Below are 12,463 nucleotides of genomic sequence, written 5' to 3' on the forward strand. Positions count from 1 at the left end.
GCGGACGCGGATCGGTGAGTGGATTCGCCGGCCAGCATATTCGGCCGAACGGTGGACCGCCGGGTAGCGGACGGTCAGCTCACAGGTCGGACGCGTCCTCGTCGCCAGTGTGGTCGCCGTTCACCCCCGCGCGCCGGCCGGTGTCGGAGCGCAGTGCGCTCACCAGTCCGATCACCCCAAACACGATCAACGCGCCGGCGAGGAACCAGCCCAGCCGGGGCAGAGCCAGATCGACGGTACGGCCGAAGAACCACCAGCCGACCGCCAGCAGGAAGATCAGGCCGAAGATGAGCGAGAGCAGGTCGGTGCGGTGCGCCTTCATCGCCGGACCTCCAGCTTGCCGAGATTGACCGTGGTGTTGAGCTGCAGGGTGCCGCCGCCCGGACCGTCCCGGCCGTTGTCGTGCGTCTGGTGGGTGTCCTTGCCGAAGCCGCCCCAGTGCTGGCCCAGGATGTCGGCGCTGCCGCCGTCGACCGTCGCCGTCACGTCCACGTCGACGTCGGGCGGCAGGATGACGACCAGGTTGCCGACGTCCACGTGGGCGTCCAACGACACCGTGTGGTCGCGGAAGTCGACGTGGCTGAGGTCGAGCGTGCCATTGCCCACCCCGATCGTGTAGTTGCTGTCCAGCTCGTTCACGTTCATGGGCTGCCACATCCTGTCGTGGTCCGTCGCGGCGCGGGTGAAGTGCCAGGGCGCGCCGTGCCACGGCGCGACCCGCGCGGCGGCCGAGACGGTCGTGAGGGCGGCCAGCAGCACCAGCCCCGGAAAGATCAGCCAGCGGGCGCGGCCCACCCAGGCGCCCACCACGAGGCCGAACCCGATGACACCGAGCGTGGCGGCCAGGTACGCGGAAGCGGGGACCACGTGACCGGCCACGTCGTAGACCGCCAGCGCACCGAGCACGAGACACATCAGCGACAGCACCAGCCGGCCCAGCCGGGACCGCTCGCGCGGGGGCTTCGGCACCGGTGGCCGTGCCGGGGCCAGCCCCGGGTACATCGGAGGAGGCGGCGGCGCGTACCCCAACGACTGCGCGTACGGGCTGAAGCTCGCGTACGGGCCGTGCGGCGCGAACGGCTCGCCGGTCGTCGGCGGGTGCGGCGGCGCCGGGGCGTTAGGCGGCGTCGGAGCGTCCGGCTGCGTCGGCCGGTCTGATCCCGCCGGCGTGCTCCACGGGGGTGACCAACCCGCCGCGGGCGGCGGGGGCGCGTCCGAGGGCCGGCTGGCGGGAAGGCGGCCGCGCGACACGAGCGCCGCGGCGCCGAGGATGACCGCCGCGCCGAGCAGGGCGCTGCGGAGGCTGCCCGAGAGCGCCACGCCGGCCATGACCACGGTCAGGGCCGCCAGGAGGAGAGCGACCGGCGTGGAGGTGCTGGACCGGCCGCGCCCGATCAGCGCCTCCGCCGGGGAGCCGGTGTCGCCCTCGGCCGGGATGAGCAGCCAGCCGAGGAGGTAGACCAGCAGACCGACGCCGCCGAAGAGAGTCAGTACGCCGAACAGGACCCGCCACAGCACCGGGTCGGTGTTCGTCGCGCGGCCGATCGCGGCCGCCACCCCGGCGAACCACCGGCCGTGCTGCGGGCGGATCAGCCCGTACCGCGCGGCGAACGCGCCACCCGTAGGCTGCGACGGCCCGAAGGCGCCGCCGGGCGGTGGCGGCGGGAAACCGCCCGGAGGAGGCGGTGGGAAACCGCCCGGAGGCGGCGGTGGGAAGCCGCCGGGCGGCGGGGGCGGCGGTGGCGTGCCCGGGCCGGCCCCGTGCCCGGCCCCGGCGTCTTCGGCCGTGTGCCCGGCCCCGGCGTCTTCGGCGTCCGGGTCCAGCCGCTTGGTGTCGTCGAGCAGCGGCCTCGTCCGCTCCGGGGACGCCTCCGGCTGCGCGTGTGGGGGCTGCGTCTCAGCGTCCTGCGGCTGCGTCTCGGCGTCCTGCGGCTGCGTCTCAGCGTCCTGCGGCTGCGTCTCGGCGTCCTGCGGCGGCGTCTCGGCGTCCCGCGGTTGCGTCTCCTCCCGGGTGGGGTCGACGGGCCCGTTCTCGGCAGGCTTCTCGGTCATGTCACGATCGTGCCGCCGCAGATCGCTGAGATACCTCAGGAATCGACCCTGAGGCAACCCTGAGTTCCTGGCTACGGGGCGGATCCGGTGGTCGGTGCCGGCTCCGGCATGTGACGATCGATGCCACAACCTGCTGTTCCTTCGAGTGAGGATGCCCCGATGACCGCGCCAACGCCGGCCCGCCGTCTGTACCGGGTGACCGACGCCCGGGTCGCGGCCGGGGTCGCCGCCGGGATCGCCGCGCACCTCAACGCGTCCGTGACCCTGGTCCGCATCGCGTTCGTCGTCCTCGCCAGCTTCAACGGCCTCGGCGCGGTGCTGTACGCCGCGTTCTGGGCGGTGCTGCCGGTCGCACCCGGTCAACGGCGCAAGGCCGGGCGCAACCGCCGCCAACTGGTGCCGTTCCTCGCGCTCGGGCTCGGCATCCTGCTCGTACAGGTGCTGTCCGGCACGGGTGCGAAATCGGTGATCGGCTGGCTGGTCGCGGTCGTGGCCGTCGGCGTCGGCATCATCTGGCGCCAGTCCGACCCCAAGCGCCGGGAGCGGTGGACTGCCACCGTTCCGCAGGCGCCCTGGCTGGGGGTCGTCCTCGAAGAAGGCGACCGGCGCGCGTTCATCCTGCGCCTGGTCGGCGGCGGTGCGCTGGTGGTCGTCGGCATCGTCGGTACGGTGGCCGTGGTCTCCGGCTCCGACCTCGCCGCGCTGGTGAACGGCCTGCTGTTCGCCGGGCTGGCCCTCGCGGGCGTGGGTCTCGCGCTGGCGCCGCTGCTGTGGCGGGTCTTCGGCCAGCTGCGGACCGAACGGGAGGCCCGCATCCGCGAGCAGGAGCGCGCCGAGGTCGCGGCGATGATCCACGATCAGGTGCTGCACACGCTCGCCCTGATCCAGCGCCGGGCCGAGGACCCCAAGAGCGTGCTGCGGCTCGCCCGGGCTCAGGAGCGCACCCTGCGCGGCTGGCTGTACAAGTCGACCGCGTCGCCGGCCGAGCGCTTCAGCGCCGCGCTGGAGGAGGCCGCTGCCGAGGTCGAGGACACCTACGCCATCGCCGTCGAGGTGGTGGTCGTCGGCGACCGCGACGTCGACGACCGGGTACGCGCGCTGGTGGCCGCGGCGCGCGAGGCGCTCGTCAACGCCGGCAAACACGCCAAGGTGTCGACGGTGTCGTTGTACGCCGAGGTGGAGCCCGATCAGTGCAGCGCGTTCGTGCGGGACCGCGGGGTGGGCTTCGACCTTGAGGCCGTCGACGACGACCGGCACGGCGTACGGGGGTCGATCCTCGGCCGGATGAAGCGGCACGGTGGCCGGGCCGAGATCCGCAGCGAGCCGGGGAGCGGCACCGAGGTACGCCTGTTCATGCCCACTCCGGGGTGGAGCCCGGCGGAGGAGAAGGAAAAAGTAAGTGAGTGAAATCGAAGCCGGTCGGCTCAAGGTCTTCCTGGTCGACGACCACGCCATGTTCCGCGCCGGGGTCCGCGCTGAGCTGGGTGCCCACGTCGACGTGGTGGGGGAGGCCGGGTCGGTCAACGAGGCCGTCAGCGGCATCGCGCGTACCGGGCCGGACGTGGTCCTGCTCGACGTGCACATGCCCGACGGGGGTGGCCGGGCGGTCCTGGAGGCGATGCGGCAGACCCATCCGCAGGTGCGCTTCCTCGCGCTGTCGGTCTCCGATGCGGCCGAGGACGTCATCGGACTCATCCGGGCGGGCGCCCGCGGGTACGTGACGAAGACGATCTCCCCGGAGGAGCTCGCCGGGGCGGTACGCCGGGTGGCCGACGGCGATGCCGTGTTCAGCCCGCGCCTGGCGGGTTTCGTCCTCGACGCGTTCGCCGCCCGCCCCGACGCCCAGCTGGCCGATCCCGAGCTGGACCAGCTCACCAACCGCGAGCGGGAGGTGCTGCGGCTGCTGGCGCGCGGGTACGCGTACAAGGAGATCGCCAAGGAGCTGTACATCTCGATCAAGACGGTCGAGACGCACGTGTCGAACGTGCTGCGAAAGCTCCAGATGTCGAACCGGTACGAGCTGTCGCGCTGGGCGGCCGACCGCCGGCTGGTGTAGGGCCGCTTGAGCCCACGTGTCATCGTCGGAGCGTGCTCACCGTAGAGGGAATGACGCGCAGCTTCGGGGAGCTGGTCGTGCTCGACGGCATCAGCTTCTCCGTCGCGCCGGGGCAGGTCGCGGTCGTGCTCGGCCCCAACGGCTCGGGCAAGACGACCCTGCTGCGCTGCGTCGTCGGCGCCGATCGGGCCGACGGTGGCGAGGTGCTGCTGGAGGGGCGTCGACTGGACGAGGCCGACCCCTGGACGCGGTCGGTCCTGGCGGCGGCGCTCGACGACATCGACTTCTTCCCCGACCTGTCCGTCGTCGAACACCTGGAACTGCTGGCCGTCGCCCACGGTGGCACGGGCGAGCCGGTCGAGGAGGTCCTGGCCGAGCTCGGGCTCGCCCCGGCGCGCGACCAACTGCCCCCCACGCTCTCCAGCGGCCAGCGCCGTCGGCTCGCGCTCGCGTCGTGTTTCGTGCGGCCGCGCCGTCTGCTGGTACTCGACGAGCCGGAGCAGCGGCTCGACGTGCGCGGGCGGGCCTGGCTGGCCGACCGGCTGCGCAGGGAGAAGGCGGCCGGCACCGCGGTACTGATGGCTTCGCACGACCCCGAACTGATCGACGCGGTCGCCGACGTGCGGATCGGGATCGGCGGGTGACCGCCCAGCCTGATCGGCGGGTGACCGCCGCGACTGATCGCGGCGCGGCCGCCGTACTGCCGGCCGTACTGCCGGCCGGCCTGCCCAGCGCCCGGCAGCTGCGGCTGCGGTTGCGCCGGGCACGGCGTGGGCATCACAGCCGCTCGTACGGTGACGTCCTCACCGACGCGTACATCCTGGTGTGGTTCGTGCTCATGTACGGCTGGGTGCTCGTCACCGCCGGCCGCGCCTACCTGCACGCCCCGGCCGCCGGGCGGGCCGATCCGGGCGAGCGGTACTGGATCTGTGTCGGCGCGGTCCTGGCCGGCGCCGGCCTGGCCTGGCAGGGGCTGCGGGCGTTGGGGCCGCTGCTGGTGACCCCGGCGGCCCAGACCTGGGTGGTCAGCGCCCCGATCGACCGGCGGGCCTGGCTGCTCCCGCGATTCGCGGTGCTGCTCGCGGTGGCGGCGGTCGGACTCGCGGCTCTCGGCGTGGGGTCCGGGGCGATGGGTACGCCCCATTCCGGAGCGGACCTGGGCTGGGCGGCGCTCGCCGGGGCGACCTGGGGAGCGTCGGGCGTCGCGCTGAGCGTGGCCGCTCAGGGGGCTCGCCGGGGAGGTCGTTGGCCGCGCCTGGTGGCGGTGACGCTCACCGTGGCCGGCGCGGTCACGGCGATCGCGGTGATCGGGCTCCACTTCACCGGCGGCCGTCCCGGCCGCCCGACCGTCCCGCTCACCGCTCCGCTCGCACTCGCTGGCCTGCCGCTGGTCGTGACCGCCGTGATCTTCGCGGTGCGCGCCCTTCCCCGCGTGGAGCGGGCGACCCTCACGGCTGGTGCGCAGTTCGCCACCGCGGCCGCCACGGCCGTCATCTGGCTGGATCCCTCACTGCTCGCCGGCATCCTCGAAAACCGCAGGTGGCGCGGGATAGGTCGGGTGCGCAGCCGGCGGTTTCGGGCGCGGGGCCGAGGGTTGGTGCTGCTCCAGGCCGAGGTGCGCCGGCTGCGCCGGCATCCGCGCGCGATCGTGCTGTGGGCCGCGCTGGCGCTGGCGCAGTACGCCCTGGCCGTCGCGCTGCCGCCCGCGGCCGGGGCGGCCCACGTCGTCGGCGCGTACCTGGCCGCCGGCCGGTTGACCGGGGGCCTGCGGGCGGTCAGCCGCGCTCCCGGGCTGCGCCGCGCGCTCGGTGGCGGTGACACCGGGCTGCGCCTGGTCCATCTCGTCATACCCACGCTCGGTGTGGCCCTGTGGTGGCTCGTCACCATGCCGGTCGCCGGGGTGCACCCCGGGCTGTCGGGGATCCTGATGGTCGCCGGAGTCGTCGCCGCTGTCTACCGGGCCGCCACCCGCCCGCCCATGGCGTACGGCGGAGTGGTCGTGGAAACACCGTTCGGGCTGATCCCGGTCGACCTGCTGCGTCAGCTCACCCGCGGGCTGGACGTGCTCGCCGTACTGGTGATCGCGCAGTCGCTGTTCGGCTAAGTACGGATCTTGGACAGTTGGCGGGGTGATAGGCCCGCCAGGCGTCCAAGATCGCCGGTTATTCGCCGGTTATTCGGTGCGGATGATCGTGAATGACTCGGCCAGCCGGCCGTCCGGCAGGCCGTGCCCGCGCGCCTGGGTGGCGTGCCGTTCGCGCAGCATCGCCTCGAACCCCTCGATGTGGCTCACCTGCGAGGCGTGCGCGCGCAGCGCCGCCAGCTTCCGGTCGAAGGTGTCGGTGATGTCGACGACGTGGTCCGGTGCCGGACCTGCCGCGTACCAGACCTCGCGCACCGTCCAGGCCTGCAGACCGTGGTCGCGCAGCAGCTCCGGGAACGCGAACGGGTTGCGCGAGTCCGGGTAGACCGCGCACGTGGTCGCCTCGCCCACCGCCAGGTGGTCCGGGTGGCTCGGGCCCGCGATGCGCTCCCAGCGACGCAGTGGCGAGTTGGTGAGGACCCGGTCGGGCCGGAACCGCCGGATCGCCGCCGTGATGTCGCGGCGCAGCTCCAGGGACGGGGTGAGGGTGCCGTCGGCGTACCCGTCGAGGAACTCGACCTGCTTGACCCCGACCGCGGCGGCCGCCGCGCGCTGCTCGGCCTCGCGGATGATCGGCATCTGCTCGCGTGGAGTGTCGTCGAAGCCGCCCGCGTCACCGCGGGTGACCAGCAGGTACGCCACCTCGATGCCCTCGTCGACCCAGCGGGCCACCGTGCCGGCGGAACCGAAGTCGACGTCATCGGGGTGGGCGAGGACGCACAGCACCCGCTGGACGTCGGGCAGCGGCTCGGCTGAAGGCGGGAAGGTCACGAAAACTGATCTTACGTCGCCCGACCGGAGTGCAGCCCGCATGCGGCGGGGGCGCCGGGGGCCGCGCCTACAGCGGGCCGCGGCCGGCGCGGAGGAGGAGCAGCGCGAGCTGTACGCCGTCGTCGCCGAGAACCGCGCGGAACTTCTCGAGGATCTGGCGCTCGCGGGCGAGCACGAGGCGGGTGCCGCCGGAGGCGACGCGGGTCCTGCCGACCTCCTGGGACAGGGCGGCCCGCTCCTGCCACAGGCGGATGATCGTCTCGTCGATCTCATCGATGCGGGTACGTAGCGACGCGATGTGCGCGTCCGGGGAGCCGGCCCCGGCTGAGTTGTCGTTCATGGCGTCCACGGTGGTCGCAGTCATCTCTTCAGTCCCATTCTCGCGGTATGGGCCTCGTGCTCGTCCCGGAACGCAAACGCCCCGGGCTCTGGAGCCCGGGGCGTCGATAGGTCTTTGTTCAGGCGCGACCTACGGCTGCCGGACTCCCGGAGCCGTAAAAAAAGTAGTAGAAGCGCGCCTGCATAGCCACGTCACCGAGTATGCCACGGCCAAGCCCGGCTTTGGCAACCCCGCCCACTTCCTGAGATCCCCATGATCCTGAAGGGTTCTCCGTGTCCGAGCACGGGAAATCCTTCAGGATCATGGGAGGGGGAGGATCTGCCGGATCCGCCGGGCCTGTCGCCGCCGGGCTTGTCGTACCGGCGGCATAGACTCGCCCTGCGATGCATGCTCTCTTCGAGTACCCCCAGAATCCGACCCCGTCCGCCGCGCCCGCGCGTCCGGTTGGCCCCGACGCACCCGCGCGCCCGAACGGGGGTCCGACCCGCGATCCGCAGCGCCTGCTGGACGGGCTGAACGACCCGCAGCGCGCCGCGGTGACCCACCGGGGCGCGCCGCTGCTCATCGTCGCCGGCGCGGGGTCGGGCAAGACGCGGGTGCTCACCAACCGGATCGCCTACCTGCTGGCGGCCGGTGACGTGCACCCCGGCGAGATCCTCGCGATCACCTTCACCAACAAGGCCGCGGGTGAGATGAAGGAGCGCGTCGCCGCGCTGGTCGGTGGCCGCGCCCGGATGATGTGGGTGTCGACGTTCCATTCCGCGTGCGTGCGGATCCTGCGGGCCGAGCACGAGCACGCCGGGCTGAAGAGCACCTTCTCGATCTACGACGCCGACGACTCCCGCCGGCTGATGACGCTCGTGGCCCGCGAGCTCGACCTGGATCCCAAGCGGTTCCCGGCCCGCGGGCTGGCCGCACAGGTGTCCAACCTCAAAAACGAGCTGATCGGGCCGGAAGCGGCGGCGGCCAACGCGGCCGGTCCGCAGCAGCGCACGGTCGCCGAGGCGTACGCGCTCTACCAGCAGCGGCTGGGCGAGGCGCAGGCGCTCGACTTCGACGACCTGATCATGCGTACGGTCGAGCTGCTCCAGAATCACCCGCTCGTGGCGGACTCCTACCGGCGGCGCTTCCGGCACGTCCTCGTCGACGAGTACCAGGACACCAACCACGCGCAGTACGTGCTGATCAAAGAGCTGGTAGGCGGACATTCAGGGCCGCAGGGCGACGACCGTTCTGGGCCGCATGGCGAAGCCCGCGGGCCAGAACGGTCGCACGCGCGGGCCGGAATGTCCGTAGAGACCGGGGAGCTGTGCGTCGTCGGTGACGCCGACCAGTCGATCTACGCGTTCCGCGGCGCGACGATCCGCAACATCCTCGAGTTCGAGCGCGATTACCCCGACGCGCGCACGATCCTGCTGGAGCAGAACTACCGCTCCACCCAGACGATCCTGTCGGCCGCCAACGCCGTCATCGACCGCAACACCGAGCGCAAGCCGAAGCGGCTGTGGAGCGACGAGGGCGTCGGCGAGCAGATCGTCGGGTACGTGGCCGACACCGAGCACGCCGAGGCCGACTGGGTGGCCCGCGAGATCGACCGGCTCTGCGACGACCACGGGTTCCGCCCCGCCGACGTCGCTGTCTTCTACCGCACCAACGCGCAGTCGCGAGTGTTCGAAGAGGTGTTCATCCGGTTCGGGCTGCCCTACAAGGTGGTCGGCGGGGTGCGCTTCTACGAGCGCAAGGAGGTCCGTGACGCGCTGGCGTACCTGCGGGCGGTGGCCAACCCGGACGACACCGTGAACATCAGGCGGATCCTCAACACGCCCCGCCGCGGTATCGGCGAGCGGGCCGAGGCGTGCGTCGAGGCGCTCGCCTCGCGTGAGCGGATCTCGTTCGGCGCGGCGCTGGCCCGCGTCGACGAGGCGATCGGGGTCTCCGCCCGGGCGGCCAAGTCCATCAAGGACTTCGTGACGCTGCTCGACGAGGCCCGTGAGCTGGCCGCGACCGCGCCACCCGAGGAGGTGCTGGAGGCGGTGCTCCAGCGCAGCGGCTACCTCGCCGAGCTCGAGGAGAGCCTCGACCCGCAGGACGCCGGCCGGGTGGAGAACCTCCAGGAACTGGTGAGCGTAGCCCGGGAGTACACCGAGCGCGTCGAAACCGCGGCTGCCGAAGCGGAATCGGAGGAGGAAGCGGCGCGTCCATCGCTGGCCGGCTTCCTCGAGCAGGTGGCCCTGGTCGCGGACGCCGACGAGATCCCGTCCGACGACCCCGACCACCAGGGCGTCGTGACGCTGATGACGCTGCACACCGCCAAGGGCCTGGAGTTCCCGGTGGTGTTCCTGACCGGGCTGGAGGACGGCGTCTTCCCGCACCTGCGCTCGCTCGGCGACAAGCGTGAGCTGGAGGAGGAGCGCCGGCTGGCGTACGTCGGGATCACCCGCGCCCGCAAGCGGCTCTACCTGTCGCGCGCGGTCACCCGTACGGCGTGGGGTCAGCCGCAGTACAACCCGGCGTCGCGGTTCCTGGAGGAGCTGCCGACGGACCTGGTGCGCTGGGAGCGCACCGACGCGTCGTACACGAGCTGGTCCGGTGGGGGTGGCGGTGTCGGTGGCCGGGCGTCCGCAGTGGAGCGCAACAGCAACAGCCGCTTCGTGGGTGGGACCCCGAAGGCCACGCAGTTGGCCCAGAAGCTGGGCCTCGATGCCTCCAAGCTGTCGACGGCCAGTGAACTGAAGACGGACGTGCCGGCGGTCGCCGTCGGCGACCGGGTCAACCACCAGCGCTACGGGCTGGGCCGGGTCACCGCGGTCGAGGGGTACGGGGCGCGGGCCCAGGCTCAGGTGGACTTCGGTGACCAGGTGATGTGGATCGTCCTCCGGCACGCGCCGATCGAGAAGCTGTGACGCAGTAGTCACTCCGATTCCGGTCGGCGTCCCCGCCGGGGTACGTTTCGCGCGGGGGCATCGGCGCACCCGGCGCGCAGACCGTGGCGATCACGCAGCGCGCGAGATCTGAAAGGACGCGTCACCATGAGCTCACGGATTCGGGTTGTTGTCGCCAAACCGGGCCTCGACGGTCACGACCGGGGAGCGAAGGTGGTGGCCCGCGCGCTGCGTGACGCCGGTATGGAGGTCATCTACACCGGCCTGCACCAGACGCCGGAGCAGATCGTGGAGACCGCGATCCAGGAGGACGCCGACGCGGTCGGGCTGTCGGTGCTGTCGGGCGCGCACATGACGCTGTTCCGCCGGGTGGTCGAACTGCTGCGGGAACGCGGTGCGGACGACATGGTCGTGTTCGGCGGCGGCATCATCCCGGACGCGGACATCCCCGATCTGGAGAAGCTGGGCGTCGCGAAGGTCTTCACTCCGGGTGCCACCACCCGGTCCATCGTGGACTGGGTACGGGCGAACGTGCCCGCCGCGGTGGCGTAACGTTCCCAATAGGGGAGGGGCCGGACGTACCCCTCACACGTCCGGCCCCTCATGCACGATGCCCCGCCGCCACCCCTCGACCGACAGGGCATCGGCCGTCTTCGTCGTCGCTGGGCGTTTCGCCCGTTTAGTGCGCCGACATCACATCCAACGATGTGCCCGCGCGGGGGTTACGCCATGGTTGCTCCGTTTTTCGTGTGGGTCTTTGTCATATTTTCGTGCCACGGATGTTCGGCTGAGGGGCGCCTGCATTCGGGCGAGGCGGGCTCAGACGTCGGGCGACGCGGGCTGACCGTTGTGTGTAATCGAGCACACGTCGCGCCCGCTGCCGTCACCGGCGTACCACGCTCGCTAGGCTGCGCCGAAGGCGGCCTCACCCGGCCGGCGACTGGTCTGGGTCGCGGCGCGTCGTCAAACGCGCCGAGCCGGAGCCGTCGAGCGCCGAGCCAGACCAGTCCAAGAGATCACCAGAAGAGGTAGTTGTGGACCTGTACGAGTACCAGGGGCGCGAGCTGTTCGCCCGGCACGGGCTGCCGGTGCTGGACGGCGACGTCGCTACCACTCCGGATGAGGCCGCAGCCATCGCCGAGCGACTCGGTGTGCGCGCGGTTGTGAAGGCCCAGGTCAAGGTCGGGGGCCGAGGTAAGGCCGGCGGCGTCAAGCTCGCCGAGAACGCCGAGGAGCTGCGCGGGCACGCCGAGCGCATCCTCGGGATGGACATCAAGGGCCACACGGTCCACAAGGTCATGGTCACCACGACGGCGTCGATCGAGGAGGAGTACTACTTCTCGTACCTGCTCGACCGCGCGAACCGGACCTTCCTGTGCATCGCCAGCACCGCCGGCGGTATGGAGATCGAGCAGGTCGCCGAGGAGAGCCCGGAGAAGGTCGCGAAGATCCCGGTCGACGCCGGCAAGGGCGTCGACGAGGCGACCGCCCGCGAGATCGTGGCGAAGGCCGGCTTCCCGGCCGAGGTCGCCGACCAGGTCACCGAGATCGCGGTCAAGCTGTGGCAGGCGTTCGTCGCCGAGGACGCCACCCTGGTCGAGGTCAACCCCCTCGCCAAGGTCGCCGGCGGCAAGGTCCTGCTGCTCGACGCCAAGGTGACGCTCGACGAGAACGCCGGCTTCCGCCACCCCGAGCACGAAGAGTACGAGGACAAGTCGGCGGTCGACCCGCTGGAGCAGGCGGCCAAGGCCAAGAACCTCAACTACGTCAAGCTCGACGGGCAGGTCGGCATCATCGGTAACGGCGCCGGTCTGGTCATGTCGACCCTCGACGTGGTCGCCTACGCCGGCGAGGAGTTCGGTGGGGTACGCCCGGCCAACTTCCTCGACATCGGTGGCGGCGCGAGCGCGCAGGTGATGGCGAACGGCCTGGAGATCGTGCTGTCGGACCCGGGCGTCAAGAGCGTCTTCGTCAACGTCTTCGGTGGCATCACCGCCTGCGACGCCGTCGCCAACGGCATCGTCCAGGCGCTGGAGCTGCTGGGCCAGCGTGGCGAGCAGGTCACCAAGCCGCTGGTCGTACGGCTGGACGGCAACAACGCCGAGGAGGGCCGGCGCATCCTCGACTCGGCGAACAACCCGCTCATCGAGCGGGTCGACACGATGGACGGCGCGGCGAAGCGAGCGGCCGAACTGGCTGCGACGGCAGGGAAGTGACCT

General features: G+C 71.9%; 11 protein-coding genes. 7 read left to right on the plus strand and 4 right to left on the minus strand.

Annotated elements, in window-relative coordinates; translation table 11 throughout:
• Positions 1-79: 79 nt before the first annotated feature.
• Together HC031_RS10855 and HC031_RS10860 are read right to left on the minus strand one after the other, a co-directional pair.
• Positions 80-322 (minus strand): hypothetical protein, encoded by a 243-nt coding sequence (locus HC031_RS10855; RefSeq protein ID WP_167925093.1) that lies wholly within the window; start codon positions 320-322, stop codon positions 80-82.
• Entirely contained in the window at positions 319-2,052 is a 1,734-nt protein-coding gene (locus HC031_RS10860; RefSeq protein WP_205862551.1) for a PspC domain-containing protein, read from the minus strand. Before HC031_RS10860 ends, HC031_RS10855 begins: the two co-directional genes overlap by 4 nt.
• 159 nt (positions 2,053-2,211) lie before the next feature.
• On the opposite strand from HC031_RS10860, the gene HC031_RS10865 reads away from it, so the two are divergent.
• The 4 genes from HC031_RS10865 to HC031_RS10880 are packed head-to-tail and all read left to right on the plus strand — an operon-like array spanning position 2,212 to position 6,212.
• A complete protein-coding gene (locus HC031_RS10865; RefSeq protein WP_167925094.1) occupies positions 2,212-3,459 on the plus strand; it encodes an ATP-binding protein in 1,248 nt (415 codons plus the stop codon).
• A complete protein-coding gene (locus HC031_RS10870; protein ID WP_167925095.1) occupies positions 3,452-4,108 on the plus strand; it encodes a response regulator in 657 nt (218 codons plus the stop codon). The genes HC031_RS10865 and HC031_RS10870 overlap by 8 nt, the downstream gene beginning before the upstream one ends.
• Before the next feature lie 50 nt (positions 4,109-4,158).
• On the plus strand, positions 4,159-4,752 hold the full coding sequence (locus HC031_RS10875; RefSeq protein WP_167925096.1) for an ABC transporter ATP-binding protein: 594 nt from the start codon (positions 4,159-4,161) through the stop codon (positions 4,750-4,752).
• On the plus strand, positions 4,749-6,212 hold the full coding sequence (locus HC031_RS10880; protein ID WP_167925097.1) for a DUF6297 family protein: 1,464 nt from the start codon (positions 4,749-4,751) through the stop codon (positions 6,210-6,212). Before HC031_RS10875 ends, HC031_RS10880 begins: the two co-directional genes overlap by 4 nt.
• Positions 6,213-6,281: 69 nt before the next feature.
• Here the strand turns inward: HC031_RS10880 and HC031_RS10885 are convergent, their stop codons facing one another.
• Together HC031_RS10885 and HC031_RS10890 are read right to left on the minus strand one after the other, a co-directional pair.
• Positions 6,282-7,022, minus strand: coding sequence for a PIG-L deacetylase family protein (locus HC031_RS10885; RefSeq protein ID WP_338090585.1), 741 nt, complete (start codon positions 7,020-7,022; stop codon positions 6,282-6,284).
• A 67-nt stretch (positions 7,023-7,089) separates the two neighbouring features.
• Positions 7,090-7,386, minus strand: coding sequence for a chorismate mutase (locus tag HC031_RS10890; RefSeq protein WP_167925099.1), 297 nt, complete (start codon positions 7,384-7,386; stop codon positions 7,090-7,092).
• Between the two features lie 359 nt (positions 7,387-7,745).
• Here HC031_RS10890 and pcrA point away from each other — a divergent pair, with 359 nt between their 5' ends.
• From pcrA to sucC, 3 genes are all read left to right on the plus strand, one after another.
• Positions 7,746-10,265, plus strand: coding sequence for a DNA helicase PcrA (pcrA, locus tag HC031_RS10895; protein WP_167925100.1), 2,520 nt, complete (start codon positions 7,746-7,748; stop codon positions 10,263-10,265).
• A gap of 126 nt (positions 10,266-10,391) precedes the next feature.
• Complete coding sequence (locus HC031_RS10900; RefSeq protein WP_167925101.1) at positions 10,392-10,796, plus strand: coenzyme B12-dependent isobutyryl CoA mutase small subunit; 405 nt, start codon at positions 10,392-10,394, stop codon at positions 10,794-10,796.
• A gap of 482 nt (positions 10,797-11,278) precedes the next feature.
• Positions 11,279-12,460 (plus strand): ADP-forming succinate--CoA ligase subunit beta, encoded by a 1,182-nt coding sequence (gene sucC / locus HC031_RS10905; protein ID WP_167925102.1) that lies wholly within the window; start codon positions 11,279-11,281, stop codon positions 12,458-12,460.
• Positions 12,461-12,463 lie beyond the last annotated feature (3 nt).

The organism is Planosporangium thailandense (assembly GCF_011947195.1).
Lineage (GTDB): Bacteria > Actinomycetota > Actinomycetes > Mycobacteriales > Micromonosporaceae > Planosporangium > Planosporangium thailandense.